Source organism: Streptomyces sp. 5-10 (assembly GCF_014712245.1).
Taxonomy (GTDB): domain Bacteria; phylum Actinomycetota; class Actinomycetes; order Streptomycetales; family Streptomycetaceae; genus Streptomyces; species Streptomyces violaceusniger.
Window position 1 is genome coordinate 43926 of record NZ_JACVYG010000055.1, and the last position, 21591, is coordinate 65516.

A 21591-nucleotide genomic window follows, 5' to 3' on the forward strand; every position below is an offset into this window, starting at 1 on the left:
CACGTCCGGAGAGGAAGTTCCCGTGCGCAGCAACGGCAGAAGACCGGTCGGCGCGCTCATGGCCGCGCTGGCACTCGTCGGCGGCTTACTCACCGCGGCGGCCTCCCCCGCCGCGGCCCGCCCCGAAGCCGCCCCCGCCCGGGCCACCACTCGGGCCACCACCGCCCAGGCCGACGCCTACACCTGGAAGAACGTCCGCGTGGACGGCGGCGGCTTCGTCCCCGGCATCGTCTTCAACCGCAAGGAGAGGAACCTCGCCTACGCCCGCACCGACATCGGCGGGGCGTACCGCTGGGACCAGTCCGGCAAGCGCTGGGTGCCGCTGCTGGACTCGCTGGACTGGGACCACTGGGGCTGGACCGGGGTGGTGAGCCTGGCCAGCGACTCGGTGGATCCCAACAAGGTCTATGTGGCGGCCGGTACGTACACCAACAGCTGGGACCCGGGCAACGGCGCGATCCTGCGCTCGTCCAACCGGGGCGCCAGCTGGCAGTCCACCACCCTCCCCTTCAAGCTGGGCGGCAATATGCCCGGCCGCGGCATGGGCGAGCGGCTGGCGGTGGACCCCAACCGGAACAGCGTGCTCTACCTCGGCGCGCCGAGCGGCAACGGGCTGTGGCGCTCCACCGACTCCGGTGTCACCTGGTCGAAGGTGACGTCCTTCCCCAACCCCGGCACGTACGTCCAGGACGCGAGCGACACCAGCGGCTATCTGAGCGACAACCAAGGCGTGGTGTGGGTGACCTTCGACGAGCGCACCGGCTCCTCCGGCAGCGCCACGAAGACCATCTACGTGGGCGTGGCGGACAAGGACAACACCGTCTACCGCTCGACGGACGCGGGCGCCACCTGGTCGCGGGTGGCCGGGCAGCCCACCGGCTATCTCTCCCACAAGGGCGTCCTGGACGCCAAGAACGGCTATCTGTACCTGACCACCAGCGACAAGGGCGGCCCGTACGACGGCGAGAAGGGCCAGGTGTGGCGGTACACCACGGCCACCGGGGAGTGGAAGAACATCAGCCCCATGGCGGACGCCGACACCTACTTCGGCTACGGCGGGCTCACGGTGGACCGCCAGAAGCCGGGCACGCTGATGGTGACCGGCTACAGCTCCTGGTGGCCGGACACCCAGATCTTCCGCTCCACCGACTCCGGTGCCACCTGGACCCGGGCCTGGGACTTCACCAGCTATCCGAACCGGTCCTTCCGTTACACCCAGGACGTCAGTGCCGTCCCCTGGCTGACCTTCGGCACCAACCCCTCCCCGCCCGAAGTCACCCCGAAGCTGGGCTGGATGACCGAGGCGCTGGAGATCGACCCGTTCGACTCCAACCGGATGATGTACGGCACGGGGGCGACGGTCTACGGCACGGAGAACCTCGGAAACTGGGACACGGGCGGCAAAATCGCCATCACGCCCATGGTCAAGGGCCTGGAGGAGACGGCGGTCAACGACCTGGCCAGCCCGCCCACCGGCGCCCCGCTGCTCAGCGCGCTCGGTGACATCGGGGGCTTCCGCCACACCGATCTCGACGCGGTGCCCGCGAGGATGTACACCTCGCCGACGTTCACCACGACCACCAGCCTGGACTACGCCGAGACCAATCCGAACACGGTGGTCCGGGTGGGCAACAACGACTCCGCGCCACGGATCGCCTTCTCGACCGACAACGGCGCCAACTGGTTCCAGGGCAGCGAGCCGTCCGGGGTCACCGGTGGCGGCACGGTGGCCGCGGCGGCCGACGGCAGCGGCTTCGTCTGGGCCCCGGAGGGCACCTCGGCCGTCTACCACACCACCGGTTTCGGCAACTCGTGGTCGGCGTCGAGCGGCATCCCGGCCGGGGCGGTCGTGGAGTCCGACCGCAAGAACCCCAAGAAGTTCTACGGCTTCAAGGCCGGCACCTTCTACGTCTCCACCGACGGCGGCGCCACCTTCACCGCCAGGGCGTCCTCCGGGCTGCCGGCCGACGGCCCGGCGCGGTTCAAGGCGCTGCCGGGCGCCGAGGGCGACATCTGGCTCGCGGGCGGCAGCACCGGCGGGGCGTACGGGCTGTGGCACTCCACGGACTCCGGCGCGACCTTCACCAAGCTGAGCGGCGTCCAGCAGGCGGACACCATCGGCTTCGGCAAGGCGGCGCCGGGCGCCTCGTACCAGGCGCTCTACACCAGCGCGAAAATCGGCGGGGTGCGCGGCGTCTTCCGCTCCACGGACGCCGGGGCGAGCTGGACCCGGATCAACGACGACGCCCACCAGTGGGGCTGGACGGGCGCCTCGATCACCGGCGACCCGCGGGTCTACGGACGGGTCTACCTGGCTACCAACGGGCGCGGCATCCTGCGCGGCGACATCTCCTGACCGCGAGGGCGGGCCGGGGCCGGATTTCCGGCCCCGCCCCGCCCCCTGCCGATAACCGGAGGGTAACGTCTGGGGCGACAGGGGGACGACACAACGGACGGTTGGACCAGCGAAAGGCACGATGTGACCGACATCGAACGCGTCGGAGTGGTGGGCTGTGGCCAGATGGGTGCGGGCATCGCGGAGGTGTGCGCCCGATCAGGCCTGGACGTCATGGTCGCGGAGACCACGGGTGAGGCCCTGGAGATAGGGCGTACCCGGCTGACCAACTCCCTCGGGAAGGCCGCCGAGCGCGGCAAGATCACCGAGGAGCAGCGCGACGCGACGCTGGACCGGCTGAGCTTCACCACCGATCTGGGGGAATTCGCCGACCGTGATCTGGTGATCGAGGCGGTCGTCGAGAACGAGCAGATCAAGACGGAGATCTTCCAGGTCCTCGACCAGGTGGTGACCCGCCCGGACGCGATCCTCGCCTCCAACACCTCCTCCATCCCGCTGGTCAAGTTGGCCGTCGCCACCTCCCGCCCGGACCAGGTGATCGGCATCCACTTCTTCAACCCGGCACCGGTGCAGGCGCTGGTGGAGCTGATCCCGGCGCTCACCACCGGCGAGGAGACCATCAAGCGCTCCGAGGCGCTGGTCGGCGACATCCTGGGCAAACACGCCATCCGCGCCCAGGACCGCGCGGGGTTCGTGGTCAACGCGCTGCTCATCCCGTATCTGCTGTCCGCCATCCGGATGTTCGAGTCCGGGATCGCCAGCCGCGAGGACATCGACAACGGCATGGAGCTGGGCTGCGCCCATCCGATGGGCCCGCTGAAGCTGTCCGATCTGATCGGCCTGGACACCATCGCGGCGATCGCCGACTCGATGTACGAGGAGTACAAGGAGCCGCTGTACGCCGCTCCCCCGCTGCTGCTGCGGATGGTGGACGCGGGCCGTATGGGACGCAAGACGGGCTCGGGCTTCTACACGTACTGATGACCAGCGCTGACGCCCGCCCGAAGAGGTAGCCCGTGAGGCCCTGCGGACATCAGTAGGGCGGCCATCCCGGACCACGGATAGCCGCCCCTGCTGATCATTTATCACCCAGGGAGTTCTCAGGGGGTTCGGCGGGAGCTCACGCAGCCCCCTCGCCGCCGCGACCGTGACCCGCGCGGTACGGCCGGACGCTGGCCAGGGCTGAAGTACCGGCTGCTTTCAGGAGCCGCCCGTACTCCGCCCGCTCCTCCGCGAACAGCGGCTGCCCGGAGCGCTCGCTCATGAACGCGCGGATCGCCCGGTTCGCGGACTCGGCAGCGCACGGCCGTGCCGCGCCGGGAGAACTGGGGGACATACCGATAAGCGTACGGGCACGGTCCGACATCGGGCCGCGAGAGCGGCGCAGTGCTGAACGACCGGCGTGTGGGGAAGACTCGGGGACACATGCCGGTCTATGGGGAGGGGGCGGTGTCCGTGGCCGTGGTCGGCAGTACGGACTCGGCGCTCAAGCGGGCCAGGGTGGCGCGGAACATGACGCTGGAGGAGGCAGCCGACGCCCTGAACGCGATCACCGGAGGCGCGTCGGATGCGAGCCTGATGAGCGCGTGGGAGTCCGGCCGGCGACGGACCGGCAAGCGGAACCGGGCCGCCCTCTGTCAGTTGTACCGGGAGCGCCCGGAGGTGCTGTTTGCCCATCAGGACGGGGCGGCCACCAGCGTGCTGGAGTCCTCCGGCACCGCGGTGGTGGTCAAGGTGCTCACCCGCTGGACCGACCTGGTCGAGGCGATGGTGGATGTCGCCGCCGGAGCGCGCGAGCACCTGGTTGCCACCGGTTCCCGCAGCCGGGAGAAGGCGTATCTGGCAGCGATCGAGACGGCCGTGGCCCAGCATCCGGACCTGGTGCACTACCGGGTGCTGTACGGGGAGCCGCGGCACCGGGCGCTCGCTGACCACCTGCTGCGGCTACTGGAGCTGCGCGATCCGTCCGCGCGCCGCAACGGTGTTAAGACGCTGCACATCGGGATGGTGGAGCAGGCCGAGGCGCTGGAACGGTTCTTCGTTGCCTCCGAGACCGCGGCGGTGGTGCCGCTGCCCAGTTTTCACGGGGCCGAGGGCTTTGACTGCGGCGTCTTACTCAGCCGCGAGGCGGCCGTCGGACTGGTCCACCATGGGCGGGAGGCATGCGCGTCAGCGCGGCCGGTGGAGACGATCGAGGCCGTCCGCGCGCTGCCGATACGTCACAACTAAGAAGAGGCGAGGGAGAGGCGTGAGCGACAACCTTCAGCAGGCGGCCGAGGCCCGCGCGGCATCCGTGATCGAGCTGGCTCAAGAGCTGATCCGCCGCCCGAGCCGGGCCGGGATCGACGAGTACGAGCCGGTCCTGGGCGTGCTGGAGGACTGGCTCACCACCCGTGCCCTGCCGCACCGCCGCCTGCACGACGCGGCGGGCGAGCTGGTCGGGCTGCTGGTGGAGATCCCCGGCGGTCGGCCGGGCGCCTGGTGGACGCTGGACGCGTGCGTGGACACCGCCCCCTACGGCGACGAGACTGCCTGGTCTTTCCCGCCGGACTCCGGTGACATCGTGGACAGCTGGCTGCGCGGCCGGGGTGCGGCCGACTCCAAGCTCGCCGCGGCGATGTTCTGCCACATCGCCGCCGATCTGATGCCCCACGCGGCTGATCTGCACGGCGGGCTCGCCGTGCTCCTGGACGTGGATGAGCACACCGGCGGTTTCGGGGGTGCCCGCGCCTATCTCACCGACCCCGCAGCGGCTCGCCCGGCCGGGGTGATGATCGGCTACCCCGGGCTGGACGATGTCGTGGTCGGCGGTCGGGGCCTGTGGCGAGCCGGCGTCGCGGTCCACGCCCCCTCTGGGCACTCCGGATCGAGTCGGGCCGTGGTCGGCGCCATCTCCCGGGCCGCACACCTCGTACGCCTCCTGGATGCCGCCGACCTGCCCAGCGTCGACGGCGCCTTCCCCCTGCCGCCGAAGCTGTCGATCACGTCCTTCCACGGCGGCCAGGGCTTCTCGGTCACTCCCGACCGGTGCGACCTCAACGTCGACATCCGCACCACCCCGACCTTCGACGCCCATGACGCCGAGACACTCGTCCGCAAGGCGGTCGCCGAGCTCGACGCAGAGTTGCCCGCTCCGACGCCCACCGAGGTCACCCCGGTCGCCGCTTGGCCACCCTTCCGCCTCGCCGAGGGCGAGCAGCCAGCCGCCGCCCTGCTGAACGCCGCCGCCGAGGCAGGGCTGATGGTGCGGGCGAAGACCGCGGGGCCGTCGAACATCGGCAACCTGCTCGCGGGGGAGGGCATCCCGGCCACGGCCGGCTTCGGCGTGCCGTATGAGGGGCTCCACGGCATCGACGAGCGCGCCCACCTGGCCGAGCTGCCGCAGGTCTACACCGTCTACCGGCGGGCCGTGCTCCAACTCCTTGGGGGCTGACGTCCCAGGCCCGTCCCAACTTCCTCCCAGATCCACTCCCAGGAAGCGCCCAACTCCGTCTCTGGGAACGGGCCTTGGCTCGCGGTGACATAGAGGCAGCACCACCTCCACATCCACGGAGACAAGGGAGGCCGGTCATGGCCGCACAGATCACCGTCACCACCCAGCCCGCCGCGGAGAGCACGCCCATCCCGGCGCCGCGCACCAGCCGGTTCGCACCGCAGGTCAGCACCCACCCGGTGGCCACCCTCACCTTGGGCAGGCAGAACGCCAACGACTCGGACAAGAGCAACTACTTCGAGAGCCCGTGACCGTCCAGGACACCACGGAACACCCCGGGGGCCGGCCGCTTCGACGGTCGGCCCCCGGGCCCGTCAATAGGGGAGGCGAACAGATGGAACGGGAGTGGATGACCGGCGGCATCGCCGCCGTGGACGGAGTGATGATCGACGGGCTCGGCGATATACGCCGGGCTCCTACCACGCGGGTGCGCGTCGCCGTCGATGGACCGGTCGTACTCGGGGTCGTGGGCGACTGCCCGGCCACGACGCAGGAGGTCCGCGACGCGCTTCCGGCCGTACGGGCGGGCCGCTGGGGTGAGCTGAGCCGGTGGGCGGGCTCGTACTGGGTGGTCGCGGACGATGGGCGGCAGCGGTTCGTGTGCGGCGACCTGGCCGGCATCCGGGCCGTCTACTACTCGCGCGGCGAGGAAAGACCACAGTGGGCGACCGAGCCCGGCCTGCTGGGGCGTCCCCTCGTGACGGATCTGCCGTATCTGGCAGCCCGGCTCGCGGCGGGTGAGCATCACTGGCCGCACCGCAGCCCGTACGAGGAGATCCGCATGGTGCCCGGCGGGTTCGGGCTGCTGCTCGTGCCTGGGGCACCTCCGCGGCTCATCGACATCTCCGGCGTCGAGCCGGTAGACGACCTTCGCGAGGGTGCCGACCGGTTCGGTCGCGCGCTCACTGAGGCTGTCCAGCACCAGGTCCGCGCCGCCGGCGGAGTGGTGGGGGCGGACCTGTCCGGCGGCCTGGACTCCTCGGCGGCCGTCGTGCTGGCCGCCGAGGCCGGAGACGTGCACGCGGTGACCTACACGGACGGGTACACCAGCGGGGAGGATATGGCGTTCGCTTCCCGCGTTGCCGAGCACACCGGGATCGCGCACACGGTCAACATGGGCGCCGACGAGCAGTTGCCATTCTCCTTCCCATCCGGGCAGCCGACTGGGGTGGAGCCGGTGCTGGAGGCGGCGATGTTCGCCATGGACACCAGCTATTTGCACCCCGTACGAGAGCTGCCACTGCACCTGACCGGGCACGGCGGGGACATCGTGCTGGACGCCTCCGGCTCCTGCTGGGTGCGGCTTCTCCAGGACGGCCGACGCCGTGACGCCCATCGCCAGGTGGTGGCGTTCGCCCGGCTCCGCAACACCGCACCGGGCCCGTACTGGAAGGCACTGAAAGAGGCCGCCGCCCTCGGCCGGGCCGGCTCCCTGGAACGCGCCGCGGAGGCACTGGAGCGCGGGCTCAGCACCCCGGAGGCTGCTGTGGCTGGCTGGTCGTGGTGCCGCCTGGGGGCCGGTGCGTCCTGGCTGACCGGCTTCGGGCGCCACCAGGTCGCCGCTCTGCTGCGGCAGGCCGCTCGCGACCAGCAGCCGGAGCTGGCAGACGAGTTCGACCAGTGGGCCGCCCTGCGAGCGGTGGGCGCCTCCGCCCGCGGCTGGGCCCCCTACGGTGCCACTCTCGGCATCCGGCCGGTGTATCCGTACCTGGACAACCAGGTCGTCCGCGCCGCCTTCGCCGTGCCGGCCGTTGCCCGGCGCGGGCTGGTGTCCTACAAGCCGCTGCTACGGGCTGCGCTGCCCGAACTCCCGGGCTGGCTGACGGCCCGGCGTTCGAAGGGGTCGTTCACTGCCCAGCGCATCGCCGGACTCGCTCGGTACCGTGCCCAGCTCGAGGAGCTGATCGTCTCCAGTCCGCTCGTGGACGGCGGGCTGATCGACTCCGCGGCCGTCAGCGCCTCGCTGGCTGCGGCGGCCCGAGGGCAGAGCGCCACGGTGATCGCCGACCTGCACCAGCTGATCGTGACGTGCTGGTGGCTCACCGGTCAGACGACCAGGAGGGAGGTGGTGGCATGCTGACCCCTGCCCCGCACGTCCATCACGCCACGAGCCCGTACGGGACGGCGGTGCTCGACGTCCGGCGCGGAGCGTGGCTGATGCTCGATCCGGACGCTTCGAATGCTCGATCCGGACGCTTCGAAGATCTGGCACGCCCTCACCGTCCGCGGCGGCACCGCTGGGCTTGCCGACGAGATCGCCGTCCCGACCGGCCAGGACCCGCGGGCCGTCGATGAGCAGATCGCCGCGTTCGTCGGCGATCTGATGGCCGTCGGCGTCCTCGTCGACACAGGCCGACCGCGTCGGCGGGGACGGTGGCGCCGATGACGGTCATGGTCCCGACCGCCCGGCCTACCGCGCTGTGGCGTGACCGCTTGGTGGCCGCCGCCGCGCTCGCCCTGTCCCTGGTGATGAGCCGGTGGCCGCTGCGTTGGCAGATCGCCGCCGTCCGTCTGCTGCGCGGCCTGCCGTACGCGCGCCTTCACCGCCTCGAAGCCCTCTACACCGCGGTGCTGGCGGTGATCCCTTCCTGGTGGCCGGGCCGGATCGCTTGCATGGAGATCAGCCTCGCTACCGTCATCGCCACCGCTCTCACTGGCCGCCGCTCCCGGTGGGTCCTCGGCGCCCGGTTCCTGCCCGACGCCGCGCACGCCTGGGCCGAGGTGCCCGAAGGGGCGGTCGGCCGGGACATCGGCGACGCCGTCGACCGGCCGTGGATGCCTGTCCTGTCCGTGCCGTAGCAGCCCCTGCTGCCGTGGTCCGGGGCGGGCCCGAGCCTCCCAGGCCCCGGACCACGGCTTCACCCAGACGGGTGAATATCGGGAAGCGCTGCTGACGGGCGGGCGGAGCAACCAGCGCCGATGCGGCGTGCGCGGGACAATTCCGTTGCCCGGCCGTCTGGTGCGGCCTCTTCATGGGGCGCGTGAGTCCTTCTGTACCCTCCTCGCCTGTCGCCACGGCGGGCCAGCCGCCCGTCATGCGTCTGGCCTCCGACCGGCACTTCGAGGCGAGCGTCAACCTGTCCACGTGGGCGATAGCGCGTCGACTGCCCTGCACTCTCGCCGAGGCGGCCCGGCTCGGCTGGCGCACCGACCACCGCGCCGTCCTGGCCTTGCTCGGCTGCCAGATCGGCGCCGCCGTTCTCACCGCGACCGCGCTTGCGGCCACCACTCGTGTGCTGGCCGCGGTGTTCACCGGCGGCGACATCGCCGCCGGGCTGCGCCAGAACCTGACCGCCGTGGTGGTCCTCGCCATCGCTGCCTCCGGCCGCTACTTGCTCGACGCCGGCGCCCGCGCGGCCGCGGCCCGGCTCGCGCCGAAGGCCGTACGCGAAGCCGACCTTCAGGTCATCACTGCCGCGACCGCAGCCGAGCTGGTTGCGTACGAGGATCCGGCTTTCGAGGACGCCCACGCCGCCGCCTCGGACGGTGCGGAGAAGGCCGGCGACCTCGTCCTCGATGCCCAGCTCCTCACCTCCGCCGCCGCCCAGATGGCGGCCGCGGCGACCGTCGTCGCTGTGCTCCACTCGGTGATGCTCCCTCTGCTGGTCCTCTCCGTCGTGCCGTGCGCGTGGGGTGCCGTGCGGGGGGCGCGGATCGAGCACGCCGCGCGCCACCGCAATCTCGCTGACTCCCGCCTGCGGAACGTGTTCCGCTCGTACACCACTGAGCGGAGCACCGCCGACGAGGTTCGTGCGGGCACCATGGCGGGCTTCCTGATCCGGCAGTACCGCATCGTCTCCGGCCGCTTGGAGGCAGAACAGCTCAAGGCCACCCGGCAGGCCCTGATCGTGCAAGGCATCGGCGACACCCTCACCGCAGCGGGCACCGCCGCCACCTGGGCCGTGCTCGTGTTCCTGGTGACCACCGGCCGTATGGAGCTCGCGGTCGCGGGAACCGCCGCGCTGGCGGTGCGGACTTCCGGGGCAGCCCTGGCCACGACAGTGAAGGCCGGGGCGCGGCTGTTCCGCACCTCGCTGTCCCTGGACGACTGGGCCCGGTTCCTCGCCGTGGCCAAGCCGTGGACGACCCGCCGTGGCTCAGCCCCGGTGGCCGAGGACGGCCCACAGGTGATCAGCGCTACGGACGTCTCCTTCACCTACCCCGGCGCCGAAACTCCCGCGCTCGAGGACATCAACCTGGACCTCAAGCGCGGTGAGGTCATTGCCCTGGTCGGCGAGAACGGTGCGGGCAAGAGCACCCTCGCCCGCATCCTGACCGGTCTGTTCCTTCCCACGGCAGGCTCGGTGCGGTGGGACGGGGTGGACCTGGCGGACGCCGACCCGGCCGGGGTGCTCGCCAAGGTGGCGCTGGTGCCGCAGGACTACACCCGCTGGCCTCTCGCGGCTCGCGAGAACATCACCCTCGGCCAGCCCCGCCCGGAGGGCGACACCGCCGTGCACGCCGCCGCTGAGGCGGCCGGCGCCGACAGTGTTATCGCCGCTCTGCCCCACGGGCTGGATACTTCGCTGGCTCGTTCCTGGTGGGGCGGCCACGACCTTTCGGGCGGACAGTGGCAGCGCGTCGCGGTCGCTCGCGCCTTCCATCGCGACGCACCCGTCCTCGTGATGGACGAGCCGACCGCCGCGCTCGACGCCCGTGCCGAGCACTGGATTTACACGCGACTCATGGCACTCGCCGAGGGACGAGCGACCGTGTTCGTCACCCATCGGTTGGCCAACACCCGCCTCGCCGACCGCATCATCGTCCTCGACCAAGGGCGCATCGCCGAGACGGGTACCTTCGATGATCTCGTCAGCCGGGGCGCGACCTCGATCTTCTTCGAGATGCTCAAGTTGCAAGAGGATCGGTAGTCCCGGCCAACCGGGCCGGCCGGGCCGGGTCATCGAGACTGGACCGGCCCGGCGGCGCTCACTCCCGATCGGCGGCGCCTCTGAACGCGTGGTGCCTCCTCTCGGCTGCGGCCGGGAGGAGGCTTTCGTCGTGCTTATCCGTCGTCGGCGGTCTGCTGGAGTTCGATGAGTCTGTCAGGGATGTCCACAGTCGGATCATAAGTCCGACCCATCGGGCGCCTGTGCGGACTCAGCCGGTCAGGAGCTTCAGCATCCGTTCCGTGTCGGACAGGTCATTGACCACCTCTGCGGCCCCTGCGGCTCGCAGCTCACCGGGGGGCGTACGCCCGGTCGCCACGGCCACCACGCGGACGCCTGCCGCCAACGCTCCCCGCACGTCGGAAGGCGTATCCCCAACAAGCACGGTCGACTCCGCAGGCATCTGCGCGCGCCCGAGAGCGATCCTCACCAGCCTCGGTCGCTCGTCGGCGTCCTCACCAAAAGCCCCGAGGGCGAGATCCATGTACGGGTCGAGGCCGAAAGCTGCCAGCTTGACCTCCGCGGCCGCGCGGATGTTGCCCGTCACCACCGTCTGCACGATGCCGTCATGAGCTGCCAGCCCGGAGAGCACCGACGGCGCCCCGGGGAGGGCGTGCCCGCGCTCACGCAGCTCGGCGGCGCGCCGTACGTGTGCGGCTCCGAGCGCCTGGGCGAATCGCTCGAACAGGTCTCGGCTGTCCTCCAGCCCATGCAGTTCCAGAGTCTCGCGGAGGATGACCGGCTCGGTCGATCCGTCGATCTTCGCCTGCTCCCGCATGGGTTGACCGGTGACCTCCTCGAAGGCTTCAGCCCAGAGTTCACGGCCGACCCCTCGGGTATCTACGAGTGTGTGGTCGATGTCCCACAACACAAGCAGCGACACTGTCTCGCCTTCCGATCGTTGGATACCGGCCCCCTTGGTGACGCGCACCATACGCTGAGTGGGGATACGTACGGAGGTAGGCATGGTCGCATCCGATCTGCCCATCGGCGACAGGATCAGGCACTACCGCGGCGAACGGCGACAGGACGTTGTGGCCGGGCTCGTCGGTGTCTCTCCCGATTACCTGTCCCAGATCGAACGGGGGCTCAAGATCCCGTCGCTGCCCATCCTGCACGCCATCGCCCAGGAGCTTGGAGTGCCCACAGCCGCATTACTCACTGACACACCCGCGCCCAGCCGCGTGCCTCCGGAGACAACCGAGCCCGCGATCGTGCAGGCTCTGATGGGCTACGGGCCGCCCCTTAGCGCTCCCGCTGCCGAGCCGACAGCGCTACGCGAGCGTGTGGAGGGCGCCTGGCGAGCCTGGCAGAGCAGCCCAACGCGGTTCACCGACATGGCTGGTGTTCTACCCAGCCTGATCGCTGATGCCGAGCACGCTGCCCGGACCCGACGAACAGCCGACGGCACCGGCACTCGTCGGGACGTCATGCGCGTGACCGCCGATCTCTACTTCCTGCTGCGGTCGTACCTGCGGCGCACCGGCCGCGTCGACTTGTCGATGATGGCTGCCGATCGAGCCGTACGGGCAGCCGAAGAAGCGGATGACCCGCTGCACATAGCGGCCGCGCAGTGGAACCTGGGACACATCCTGTTGGCCGCGCGGGAGCCAGACGGCGCCGAGCAGGTCGCGCTCCGCGCGGTCGACGAGCTGCGCCGAGCGCCGATGACGGAGCCGAAAAGGATCGCGATGTCGGGCGCGCTCCAGCTGGTGGCGGTCGTTGCGGAGGCTCGACGGCGGGACTGGTCGGCGGCACGGGACCGGCTGCGTACCCAGGCTCGGCCAGCGGCCCGAAGCGTCGGCGAGGGAAACATCATGTGGACAGTCTTCGGGCCGACCAACGTGGATCTGCACGAGGTCAGCATCGAGATGGAGGCTGGTGACGCGAGCGAAGCGCTGCACGTTGCGGACGAGGTAGACACCAGCAGCCTGCCGTCGATGGAGCGGTCGTTCACCTTCAATCTGGAGGTGGCCCGCTGCCACAACCTGCGCCGCGAGGACGCCGCGGTGCTCCTGAGCCTCATGGAGTTGGAGGATCTGGCGCCGGAAGATCTGGCGCGTACGCCCTTGGCGCGGGAGCTGATGCTCACGGTGATCCGGCGAGGCCGGGCCATGCACGCCCGTCAGGCGGAGAAGTTGGCAGAGCGGGTCGGAGTCTTCTGACCGGCGAGCTTGTGGTTCACCCGAACTGACAGCTCGGATGAACAGCCCCGGGCATCTCTACGGTCAGTCATCACCTGATCACCGATGACGTCCGGGGGCTACCGTGCCGACGAATCCCCAAGTGCTGCTGTGGACACCGCCGAATACCGAGGATGTCGAGCTCTTACCGGTGGGCAAATGGTGGGACGCCATCTCTGCGCCCACCGCCGTCGCGGACCGCGCGCTGGAGTTGCTCGGCGACCGATCCGGCGCCGTCATCCAGGACGACACCTACGGCAAGGCGTACTGGCTCATCGGCATCGACACTTCCACCGCCAGCAGCTGGCGCATGCGCGGAGTCCGCATCCTCACCGAGCTCGCCGACGAGGGCACCCTCCTCGGCGTACCGCCCGCCTCCTGGAGGGCCGAGCACAAGACGTACTGGCGGATCCCGCTCGGCCCAAACCGGTATCTGACCGACACCCATCACCTGGTCCTCGCCCTGCGCCAGGCCCTCGACGACATCCTCGGCCCGGAACCGGACGGCCGACAGCTCTGCTACCACTGCCACCTCCCCACCGACGAGCCGATCCCGGTCGAGGCGGAGGACAGCCGCAACGCCGTCGGCAAGGTCACCTATGCCTGCCCCCCGCACGCGCCGCTTTACAAGGCCCGGCGCCCGCGGACCCTCGCCAGCGCGGTTGCAGCCGAGCACGAGGGGCGGCGGCCCCGATGACGACCTTCCCACAGCCTTCCCTGCTCCCGGGCATCGAGCTGCCGGACCCCGAAACCCTGACCGGGCACCAACTACAGGGCTGGAACTGCGCCCTGTGCGGGCAGCGACTACTCGCGGACCAGCTGCTCGGCACGGTCGTGTGGACCTGCGGAGGCGTCACCAAAGAGAACGTCGAACTGTACGTGTGCCGCCCCCTGTGCAAGACGGCCCCCCGGCAGGCGGGAGATGGTGCCGGATGAGGCACCATCGACACTCCTCCGCCGTGAGGGCCGGGCTCCTCGCCTTTCGCGCCGCCCGGCTGGGCCTGCTGCTCGCCGCGGTCCCCACCCTGCTGGGGTTGTGGTCTGGCTCTGCTTCGCCTGCACCCCGGCCCCGTAGACCGGGTGGGCCGCCAGCGGCCCGGGGATCCCCCGCCCCGGGCTGGACTTCGCGCGCTGCCGACCCACCCCCTACTCCCCTGCGTCGGCGCCGTCAGGCACGGCCACCCACCGCAGGACAGGGACTCTGGCCCCGACCTGGGGACCGCGGGCCGGAGTCCCCATACAAGCCCCCGCCCCGGTCGCCCCCTCATCGGTGAGGACGGCCGGCCGGGGCGGGCCCAACTCGCCCGCCTCCACCTCCGCCCAACATGCCCAACGGGCCAGAACCCAGCGAAGGGAGGAGCGTCACACCCCGCGAACGAGGTCAGCAAGGGGTACTGAGAGTGCCTCGCCGATACGGATGAGGGTGTCCGCTCAGCCCGCGGTCCGGCCCAGATGGCGCCTTTGGCCACTCGATGTACGAGGAGTACAAGGAGCCGCTNTGGGACGCAAGACGGGCTCGGGCTTCTACACCTACTGAACCGGACGCGCGCGGGTGCCGGCGGCGCTGACCGGATCGTTCCGCCACCGGCCCCGATCGTGCCTGGTCGGGGGCGTTCGTCCCTGGTCAGACTGGGCACCATGAAGCGAGCGCTGATCGTCATCGATGTCCAGGAATCCTTCCGCGCCCTCCCGTCCTGGGAGCGGATCGCCAACCCGAAGATCGCGGATCCGGTCAACCGGCTGGTCCGCCTCGCCCGTGCCGAGGGGGACCAGGTGATCTGGGTGCTGCACACCGAGCCCGGCAGCGGGGGCGCGTTCGACCCGGAGCAGGGGCGGATCCGGCCGCTGGAGGAGCTGGAGCGACCGGCTCCGGGTGAGCCGGTCCTCCACAAGACCGCCCACAACGCCTTCACCACCACCCGGCTCCAGCAGCTGCTGACCGGGGCGGGCGTGCGCGAGCTGGTGGTCTGCGGGATCCGCACCGAGCAGTGCGTGGAGACCACCGCCCGGGTCGGCAGCGATCTGGGGTACGGGGTCGTGTTCGTCGCCGACGCCACCACGACCCATCCGATCGGCGACTTGAGCGCCGAGGCGATCGTGGAGCGCACGGAGGCGGTGCTGCGCGACCGGTTCGCCCGGATCGCCACGGTGGCCGAGCTGGAGGCGGGGTCGGGGGCCTCCACGGCATGAGCCGGGTGGTGTTCGTGCTGGTGCCCGGGGTCCATCTGCTCGACCTGGCCGGACCGGCCCAGGTCTTCGGCACGGCGACGGATCTCGGGCTGCCCTACGAGCTCGGCTATGTGGCCGAGCGGGAGCTGGTCCCCAGCGCCCAGGGGCTGACACTCAACGCGCGGACCGAGTGGCCCACGACGGGCCCGGACGACCTGGTCGTGGTGCCGGGCTGGCGGATCTCACCGCCGCACGACGGCCGGGCTCCCGGTCCTGGGTCGCTGGAGCGGCTGCGCGCCCACCATGCGGCCGGGGGCACCGTGGCCAGCGTCTGCGCCGGGGCGCTGGCGCTGGGGCGGGCAGGGATGCTGGACGGCCGCCGGTGCACCACCCACCATGAGCTCCAGGACGAGCTGGCGGCCCGGCACCCCCGGGCGACAGTGGTCCGGGACGTACTGTTCACCACCGACGACCGGGTCGTGACCTCGGCGGGCATCGCCAGCGGTATCGATCTGGCGCTGCATCTACTGGCCGTGCGGCACGGACCGGCGCTCGCCGCCCAGGTGGCCCGGAACATGGTCGTCTACGCCCGCCGCAACGGCGACGAACCGCAGGCCAGCGCCATGCTGCGGCACCGCGCCCATCTGGACGACGTGGTGCACCGGGTCCAGGACGTCATCGACGCGCGGTTCGCCGAACCGCTGTCGCTGGCGCGCCTGGCCGTCGGGGCGGGGGTCAGCGAACGCACCCTCACCCGGCTGTTCACCCGCGCCACCGGCGGGCTCACCCCGCTGCGCTATCAGCAGACGCTGCGGCTGGAGCGCGCGGAGCATCTGATCGGCCAGGGCTCGACGGTGGCGGCCGCGGCGCGGGAGGTGGGGTTCGACGACGCGCGGATGCTGCGCCGCCTCCGGGCGCGGGCGCTCTGACACCGTCGAGCCGCGGCGTCGGCCTCGTCGGTCGGAGCCGCCGAGGTCGTCAGTCGGAGGCACCGAGGTCGTCAGTCCGAGCCGTCGAGGTCGTGGCCCGCGTCGGCGCCGAGGACGCCGTCCAGTTCGGAGATCTCCCCGACCAGCCGGAGCACGTCCCCGGTGCCCTCGAGGGCGAGCGCCACCTCGGCGACGCCCGTATCGGCGGGCCGGGCCTCCTCCTCGGCCCGGACGACCCGGGTGGTGCGGTCCCGGCCCTTCCACGGCGCCCGGTCCACCCGGACCCGCAGCACCTTGTACCCGGCGGCCGTGCACAGCTCCAGCACGCGGGGCAGCAGCCCGGCGCCCACCCGGTACGAGAGCTGCAACTCCACCCGTTCGGCCGACCAGAGGGCCGGGAGCCGGCGGGTGAGCAGCGGATAGCCACGGATCACCAGGAAGTGCGCCGCGGTGGCGGCGGTGGCCAGCAGGGCCAGACCACCGCCGCAGGCCATGCCCACCGCACAGGTCAGCCAGACGGTCGCGGCGGTGGTCAGTCCGCGGACGGCGTCCCGCCGGACGAAGATCAGGCCGCCGCCGATGAAGCCGATACCGGAGACGATCTGCGCCGCCACCCGCGAGGGGTCGAGGCCGACGTGGTCGCGCAACAGCACATCGGCGAAGCCGTACTGGGAGACCTGCATGAACAGCGCGCTGCCCACACCGACCAGGGTGTGGGTGCGCAGCCCGGCGCTCTTCTGCTGCACCGCCCTCTCGAGCCCGATCAGGGTGGACAGCACCAGCGCGACGCCGAGCTCGGCGAACTGCCGCACTCCCTGGTCGGCGCCGAACTCCCACATCGGAGCGGCGATCAGTCGCACATCCGTCCCTTCTGTCCGGCCTGTGGATGGATCCGCTCCATCCGGTCCGCCCCGCCCCTCACGGCCCCTTCCCGCGACCGCCGTCCCCCATGAGTACCCGCTGAGAACACGCCGAGTACCCGCCGAGTACCGCCTTTCGCACGGGGTGTGCGCCGGTGACTCACACACCTTCCCCACACACGCTCCCGCACCACCTGGGCATGCGCTTGACTCGGAGGGTCACCACTGCACGGACGTTACATCCGGAAGGGGATCAACCCGTGACCACCGAGCCCGAGCACACCGCGTTAGCCGTGGAGCTCGCGGAAATGCGCCGGACCGTCGAAGTGGGCTTCGCCCGCGTCGACGGCCGGCTCGCCCTGCTCGACCACCGTGGAGAGCAGGCCGAGGAGGACGTGAACCAACTGACCGGGCGGCTACGGATCCTGGAGCACGGACGCTGGCCGCTGCCCTCCATCGCCGCCCTGACCGGGGTCTCCGCCCTGGCCGTCACGGTATGGCAGGCGGCGGGACACTAGCCAGGACGGCCGGCGGCCCGGCCTACCCGAGCCTGATGTGGTGGAGCAGCAGCAGCGCGGCCGCCATATTGGCCGCGGGCACCTCACCCCGCGCCACCAGGTCGGGCACCAGTTTCAGCGGCACCCACTCGCGGCGGTCCGACTCGAAGTCGTCCTCCGGGTGTCCGACGTACGACGCCTCCTCGGCCCAGTAGATGTGGTGCCGTGCGTCGGTGAGCCCGTTGGACGGCTCGACGGAGAGCAGATGGCGCAGCGGGCCGGGCCGCCAGCCGGTCTCCTCCTCCATCTCCCGGGCCGCGGCGTCGGCGATGTCCTCACCGTCCTCGACGACGCCCGCGGCCAGCTCCCAGCCCCAGGCGTCGGTGATGAACCGGTGCCGCCACAGCAGCAGCACCTCGTTGGCCGCGTTCACCGCGGTGGCCACGGCCACCGGGCGCAGCCGGATCAGATAGTGATCGAGTTGACGTCCGTCGGGGAGCCGGACATCGGCGAGGTTGACCCGGAACCATCGGTTCTCGTACACGGTCCGCTCCCTGAGGTTCTTCCAGCGCACTGTCAGCCACCTTTCGTCGCACGGGAGGCCATCCTGAGCCACCCGCTGACGAGAGTGCGGACCCGCGAGCGGAACCGCGGTCACAGAGGAACGCGCAGTGCCCCGTCGATGAGTTCGGCGGCTTCGGCCGTCGCGGCGCTTCCGCTGACCGCGAGGTGTTCCCGTACCGCCCGCAGCCGGTCGCGTAACCGCTGGGACTCCATGCCCCGCGCCCGCTCGGTCATCTCCACCGCGGTGGCGCCCGCCCGGTCCGCCTCGCCCTGGCGCAGCTCGATATGGGTGAGCATGGCGAGCCGGTGCACCCGGCCCCGGTCGTGGGCGGGGGTGCCGACCGCGGCGGTGGCATGCTCGCGGGCGCCACCGAGGTCGCCGAGGCTCAGCAGCGCCTCGGCCACCTGGACGTTCACCAGACCGGGCTGGACATAGCCGGTCTCGTCGGGCTCCTGGCCCGGTCTGATCCGGTCGGCGGCGGTCTCGGCGCGCCGGATGCACGACAGCGCCCCGGCGCCGTCGCCGAGCCGGGCGTACGCCTTGGCCTGCATGGCGTAGAGGTCGGCGGCGAGCGCGGGGGTGATCTGGGAACCCGCGGCGCGCAGCGCCGACTCGGCGAAGGCGACCGCCTGCCGGTACTCCTTCATGAAGAGGGACTGGTTGACCAGCAGCGCTATCACATACGCGCCCAGGCCCCGGTCGCCGCTGGCCTTGGCGAGCCGCAGCGCCTGGTGGAAGTAGCGCTGGGCCAGGCCGTGCGTGTTGGAGTCGTAGGCGCAGATCCCGGCGATGGCCACCAGGCCGCCGGTCGCCCGGTGCAGCTGGCGGCCGGTGTCGTCGGCGTACGCGCCGCGCAGCAGCGGCGCGGCCTCGGAGTTGAGGAACCCCACCACCCGGGTCCGGGTCGCGACGCCGCCGGCCTTGCGGTACATCTGCTCGTAGTGGGCGCGGGCGGCGCGCAGCGTCTCGATGTCGGTCATGCTGACGCGGGTCAGCCCGCGCCGGGAGACATCGGAGTCCTCGGGAGGGTTCTCCCACTCCCACACCGGGATGACGGCGGGGGTGCCGGTGACCGCCGGGGCCTCGACGACATGCGGGCGCTGCTGTTCGTCGGAGCGCCACAGCGCGGTGGCACGCTCGACGAATCCCGAGAGCGGGGTGGCGGGGCCCCGCGCGCTGCCGGGGGTGCCGAGGCCGATGTCGTCCAGGGTGAGGGCGCGGTGCAGCCGCTCGCCCAGCACCTCGCAGATGAGGTCGGGCACCTGGCCGCGCGGCCGCTGGCCCTTCAGCCACCGGGCCACCGCGGTGTGTTCGTACCGCAGCTTCATCCCCCGGGCCCGGCCCGCCTCGTTGACGTGCGCGGCCAGCCCCGCGTGGGAGACTCCGGCCTCGTCGAGCACGGAGTCGAGCAGTGTGTTGGGCTCCATCTCGCCCTCCCGAAGCGCTCGGTGGCGCCAGCGTAGTGGAGGGCGATTCGCACGGGGTGTGAATCGGGCGGCGGGACGCGGCTGTTCTAGGCCCGGTGGGTGTCGGCGGCGGGGCGGGTGAGGGGCGTGGGGGTCGAGAGCGGGCAGTGGTCGTAACGCAGGGCGAGCAGCGCGACGTCGTCGGCGAGCCGGCCGCCGGTGTGGCGCAGCAGCGCCGAGCGCACCCCCGCCACGACCGCCGCCGGGACGAGCGGTCCGGCGCCCGCGGCCTCGGACAGGGCGCGGCGCAGCGGGAAGAACGTGCCGTGGGCGTCGCGGGCGTCCTCGGCGCCGTCGGTGTGCAGCACCAGGGTGTCGCCGGTCCCCAGGGAGCCCCAGCGGGCGGTGGGGAGTTCGGCGGGGAGCGGGAAGAGGCCGAGCGGCGGCAGCACCTCGCCGGGCGCGGTCTGCCGGGCCAGGGCCGGGCCCACGGGCTGTTCGCGGAGGCGGTACGGCCAGGGGTGGCCGCAGTTGAGCGCGGTGACCTCGCCGTCCCGGCCCACCTCCAGCAGCAGGACGGTCACGAACTCCTCGTCCACGTGATGGTCCAACGGGCACTCCTCGCTCGCGCGGGACCGAAGATGGCGCTCCAGGGCGCGGTCGAGCCGCCGCAGCACCCCGCTGAGCCGGGGTTCCTCGTGCGCGGCCTCGCGGAAGCTGCCGAGGACGGCGGCCACGGTGCCGATCGCCGCGAGGCCGTGCCCGCGCACATCGCCGATGATGACGCGGACGCCGTACGGGGTGGCCAGCGCCTCGTAGAGATCGCCGCCGACGGCGGCGCCCCGGCTGGCCGACAGATGGCCGCCCGCCAGCTCGACGCCGTCCAGCCGGGCCGGGAGCGGCCGCAGCACCACGTCCTGCGCCGCGGCGGCCACCGCCCGGAGCTCCTCCAGCTCGCGGAGCAGCCGCACCTTGCGGCCCGCCGTGAGATAGCCGCCGACGGCCACGCCGACGATGGCGCAGCAGGTGACCAGCGGCGCATGCGGGTCCGTCACCTCGCCGTCGGGCTCCAGCGCCGACTCGGGGGCGAGGGCGAACAGCAGACCGGCGCCGCCGAGCAGCAGAACGCATCCGCGGCGGCCGCCGCTCACGCAGGCGATGGCGGGTGCGGCGGCGATGAGGGGGACGACCTCGGTGTGGTGCGGGGTCAGCAGCTCCCAGCAGATGACGCCGAGCACCCACAGACAGGGGACGGCGCGGGCGGCCGCCCGCAGACCCCGTGCCTTCCGTACGGACGCGCCGCCGACTGCCGATGTCCCGATCATGTGTCGCCCCCAACGCCGGCCAATGAGGCGGTCGGCCGGGCCCCGGACGGTCGGTCCAGCAGGGGTCGTACGACCGGCACGATTCTTGCGACAGCTTCTGCCATTTGGACCAGCCGCCTCCGCATCTCACCTGATCGGGTGACCGCGCCCCGGGCACCCACCCGAACACCCCGCCGTCCCACGGACGAGATGTTCGGCTGTTCGCCGTCCACCGGGTGAGGGGGGCGACCCACCCGGCCCGGGGCCACAGCCCTGAGCCGGGCGACGCATGGAGCGAAGCCCCGGGCAACACCGGAGGCCACAGGGCACGCCCAATCACCGACGCGACAGCGCCCCGCGCGGAGAACGCGGGCGACCCAGACCACACCCCGGGCACCCACCCGAACACCCCGCCGTCCCACGGACGAGATGTTCGGCTGTTCGCCGTCCACCGGGTGAGGGGGGCGACCCACCCGGCCCGGGGCCACAGCCCTGAGCCGGGCGACGCATGGAGCGAAGCCCCGGGCAACACCGGAGGCCACAGGGCACGCCCAATCACCGACGCGACAGCGCCCCGCGCGGAGAACGCGGGCGACCCAGACCACACCCCGGGCACCCACCCGAACACCCCGCCGTCCCACGGACGAGATGTTCGGCTGTTCGCCGTCCACCGGGTGGGGTGGCTCGGGGCTGCGCCCCGGACAGACCCCGAGCACCCGCCGTAGGCGGCCGCCGGGAGAAGGGGCGGGCTTTCCGTCCCGGAGCCGCGAGGCGTGTGAGCCGCCGCCCCGCCGCGCCCGAGATGCCGACGGCGCACACTCGGCCACCGGCCTGCCTGCGACCCGCACGGGCCGGGCCGGGCCGAGCCGCGTCCGTGCCCTTCGTGCGGGCCCTGCGGCCCGCTGCCCGGGGGCTTCGCGCCCGGCCGGCGCGGCCGGCG

The 21591-nt window shown here is 71.9% G+C and carries 20 protein-coding genes; 15 read left to right on the forward strand and 5 right to left on the reverse strand.

From position 1 onward, the window contains the following. Window positions 1–22 precede the first annotated feature (22 nt). The 9 genes from IEJ02_RS39325 (at window position 23) to IEJ02_RS39365 (ending at window position 10720) form a co-directional block, all read left to right on the forward strand. A complete protein-coding gene (locus tag IEJ02_RS39325; protein ID WP_343299672.1) occupies window positions 23–2356 on the forward strand; it encodes a xyloglucanase in 2334 nt (777 codons plus the stop codon). Window positions 2357–2479: 123 nt separating this feature from the next. Next, a complete protein-coding gene (locus IEJ02_RS39330; RefSeq protein WP_137980278.1) occupies window positions 2480–3337 on the forward strand; it encodes a 3-hydroxybutyryl-CoA dehydrogenase in 858 nt (285 codons plus the stop codon). A gap of 468 nt (window positions 3338–3805) precedes the next feature. Continuing rightward, window positions 3806–4585: a helix-turn-helix domain-containing protein gene (locus tag IEJ02_RS39335; protein WP_275559263.1), complete on the forward strand. Its 780-nt coding sequence runs from the start codon at window positions 3806–3808 to the stop codon at window positions 4583–4585. 19 nt (window positions 4586–4604) lie between these two features. Beyond that, window positions 4605–5789, forward strand: coding sequence for a M20 family metallopeptidase (locus IEJ02_RS39340; RefSeq protein WP_191069167.1), 1185 nt, complete (start codon window positions 4605–4607; stop codon window positions 5787–5789). Between the two features lie 137 nt (window positions 5790–5926). Continuing rightward, window positions 5927–6100 carry a hypothetical protein gene (locus IEJ02_RS39345; protein WP_191069168.1) on the forward strand — a complete coding sequence of 58 codons (174 nt, stop codon included), beginning with the start codon at window positions 5927–5929 and terminating at the stop codon, window positions 6098–6100. 83 nt (window positions 6101–6183) lie between these two features. Next, on the forward strand, window positions 6184–7929 hold the full coding sequence (locus tag IEJ02_RS39350) for an asparagine synthase-related protein (RefSeq protein ID WP_191069169.1): 1746 nt from the start codon (window positions 6184–6186) through the stop codon (window positions 7927–7929). Between the two features lie 99 nt (window positions 7930–8028). After that, window positions 8029–8235, forward strand: a complete 207-nt coding sequence (locus IEJ02_RS39355) for a hypothetical protein (protein ID WP_191069170.1) — start codon at window positions 8029–8031, stop codon at window positions 8233–8235. Next, window positions 8232–8648 carry a lasso peptide biosynthesis B2 protein gene (locus IEJ02_RS39360; RefSeq protein WP_191069171.1) on the forward strand — a complete coding sequence of 139 codons (417 nt, stop codon included), beginning with the start codon at window positions 8232–8234 and terminating at the stop codon, window positions 8646–8648. Before IEJ02_RS39355 ends, IEJ02_RS39360 begins: the two co-directional genes overlap by 4 nt. A gap of 236 nt (window positions 8649–8884) precedes the next feature. Further along, window positions 8885–10720 (forward strand): ATP-binding cassette domain-containing protein, encoded by a 1836-nt coding sequence (locus IEJ02_RS39365; RefSeq protein ID WP_223865194.1) that lies wholly within the window; start codon window positions 8885–8887, stop codon window positions 10718–10720. A 229-nt stretch (window positions 10721–10949) separates the two neighbouring features. On the opposite strand, the gene IEJ02_RS39370 is transcribed toward IEJ02_RS39365, so the two are convergent. Next, window positions 10950–11672: an HAD family hydrolase gene (locus IEJ02_RS39370; protein WP_191069172.1), complete on the reverse strand. Its 723-nt coding sequence runs from the start codon at window positions 11670–11672 to the stop codon at window positions 10950–10952. 31 nt (window positions 11673–11703) lie between these two features. Here IEJ02_RS39370 and IEJ02_RS39375 point away from each other — a divergent pair, with 31 nt between their 5' ends. The 5 genes from IEJ02_RS39375 to IEJ02_RS39395 all read left to right on the forward strand — a co-directional run bounded on the left by IEJ02_RS39375 (window position 11704) and on the right by IEJ02_RS39395 (window position 16019). After that, the gene (locus IEJ02_RS39375) at window positions 11704–12903 is read left to right on the forward strand and encodes a helix-turn-helix domain-containing protein (RefSeq protein ID WP_191069173.1); all 1200 of its coding nucleotides are present in this window, start codon (window positions 11704–11706) and stop codon (window positions 12901–12903) included. A gap of 103 nt (window positions 12904–13006) precedes the next feature. Further along, entirely contained in the window at window positions 13007–13618 is a 612-nt protein-coding gene (locus IEJ02_RS39380) for a hypothetical protein (RefSeq protein ID WP_191069174.1), read from the forward strand. Then, window positions 13615–13857, forward strand: coding sequence for a hypothetical protein (locus IEJ02_RS39385; RefSeq protein ID WP_191069175.1), 243 nt, complete (start codon window positions 13615–13617; stop codon window positions 13855–13857). The genes IEJ02_RS39380 and IEJ02_RS39385 overlap by 4 nt, the downstream gene beginning before the upstream one ends. A 702-nt stretch (window positions 13858–14559) precedes the next feature. Further along, window positions 14560–15111, forward strand: coding sequence for a cysteine hydrolase family protein (locus IEJ02_RS39390; RefSeq protein WP_191069176.1), 552 nt, complete (start codon window positions 14560–14562; stop codon window positions 15109–15111). Beyond that, window positions 15108–16019 carry a GlxA family transcriptional regulator gene (locus IEJ02_RS39395; protein WP_191069177.1) on the forward strand — a complete coding sequence of 304 codons (912 nt, stop codon included), beginning with the start codon at window positions 15108–15110 and terminating at the stop codon, window positions 16017–16019. The genes IEJ02_RS39390 and IEJ02_RS39395 overlap by 4 nt, the downstream gene beginning before the upstream one ends. A gap of 71 nt (window positions 16020–16090) precedes the next feature. Here IEJ02_RS39395 and IEJ02_RS39400 read toward each other — a convergent pair whose 3' ends face one another. Beyond that, window positions 16091–16858, reverse strand: coding sequence for an MgtC/SapB family protein (locus IEJ02_RS39400; RefSeq protein WP_137981030.1), 768 nt, complete (start codon window positions 16856–16858; stop codon window positions 16091–16093). Window positions 16859–17139: 281 nt separating this feature from the next. Here IEJ02_RS39400 and IEJ02_RS39405 point away from each other — a divergent pair, with 281 nt between their 5' ends. Then, window positions 17140–17397, forward strand: a complete 258-nt coding sequence (locus IEJ02_RS39405) for a hypothetical protein (RefSeq protein WP_191069178.1) — start codon at window positions 17140–17142, stop codon at window positions 17395–17397. A 22-nt stretch (window positions 17398–17419) separates the two neighbouring features. On the opposite strand, the gene IEJ02_RS39410 is transcribed toward IEJ02_RS39405, so the two are convergent. The 3 genes from IEJ02_RS39410 to IEJ02_RS39420 all read right to left on the reverse strand — a co-directional run bounded on the left by IEJ02_RS39410 (window position 17420) and on the right by IEJ02_RS39420 (window position 20672). Next, window positions 17420–17950, reverse strand: a complete 531-nt coding sequence (locus tag IEJ02_RS39410) for an NUDIX hydrolase (RefSeq protein WP_044568677.1) — start codon at window positions 17948–17950, stop codon at window positions 17420–17422. A gap of 80 nt (window positions 17951–18030) precedes the next feature. Continuing rightward, the gene (locus IEJ02_RS39415; protein WP_191069179.1) at window positions 18031–19368 is read right to left on the reverse strand and encodes an NsdA family TPR-like regulatory protein; all 1338 of its coding nucleotides are present in this window, start codon (window positions 19366–19368) and stop codon (window positions 18031–18033) included. Window positions 19369–19454: 86 nt separating this feature from the next. Continuing rightward, on the reverse strand, window positions 19455–20672 hold the full coding sequence (locus tag IEJ02_RS39420; protein ID WP_191069180.1) for a PP2C family protein-serine/threonine phosphatase: 1218 nt from the start codon (window positions 20670–20672) through the stop codon (window positions 19455–19457). Between the last annotated feature and the right edge of the window lie 919 nt (window positions 20673–21591).

Coding starts and splice junctions, on each gene's coding strand:
- IEJ02_RS39395 (WP_191069177.1), top strand. CDS start 15,108: ATGAGCCGGGTGGTGTTCGTGCTGGTGCCCGGGGTCCATCTGCTCGAC.
- IEJ02_RS39355 (WP_191069170.1), top strand. CDS start 8,029: ATGCTCGATCCGGACGCTTCGAAGATCTGGCACGCCCTCACCGTCCGC.
- IEJ02_RS39375 (WP_191069173.1), top strand. CDS start 11,704: ATGGTCGCATCCGATCTGCCCATCGGCGACAGGATCAGGCACTACCGC.
- IEJ02_RS39360 (WP_191069171.1), top strand. CDS start 8,232: ATGACGGTCATGGTCCCGACCGCCCGGCCTACCGCGCTGTGGCGTGAC.
- IEJ02_RS39390 (WP_191069176.1), top strand. CDS start 14,560: ATGAAGCGAGCGCTGATCGTCATCGATGTCCAGGAATCCTTCCGCGCC.
- IEJ02_RS39415 (WP_191069179.1), bottom strand. CDS start 19,368: ATGGAGCCCAACACACTGCTCGACTCCGTGCTCGACGAGGCCGGAGTC.
- IEJ02_RS39350 (WP_191069169.1), top strand. CDS start 6,184: ATGGAACGGGAGTGGATGACCGGCGGCATCGCCGCCGTGGACGGAGTG.
- IEJ02_RS39370 (WP_191069172.1), bottom strand. CDS start 11,672: ATGGTGCGCGTCACCAAGGGGGCCGGTATCCAACGATCGGAAGGCGAG.
- IEJ02_RS39385 (WP_191069175.1), top strand. CDS start 13,615: ATGACGACCTTCCCACAGCCTTCCCTGCTCCCGGGCATCGAGCTGCCG.
- IEJ02_RS39400 (WP_137981030.1), bottom strand. CDS start 16,858: ATGTGGGAGTTCGGCGCCGACCAGGGAGTGCGGCAGTTCGCCGAGCTC.
- IEJ02_RS39365 (WP_223865194.1), top strand. CDS start 8,885: ATGCGTCTGGCCTCCGACCGGCACTTCGAGGCGAGCGTCAACCTGTCC.
- IEJ02_RS39345 (WP_191069168.1), top strand. CDS start 5,927: ATGGCCGCACAGATCACCGTCACCACCCAGCCCGCCGCGGAGAGCACG.
- IEJ02_RS39420 (WP_191069180.1), bottom strand. CDS start 20,672: ATGATCGGGACATCGGCAGTCGGCGGCGCGTCCGTACGGAAGGCACGG.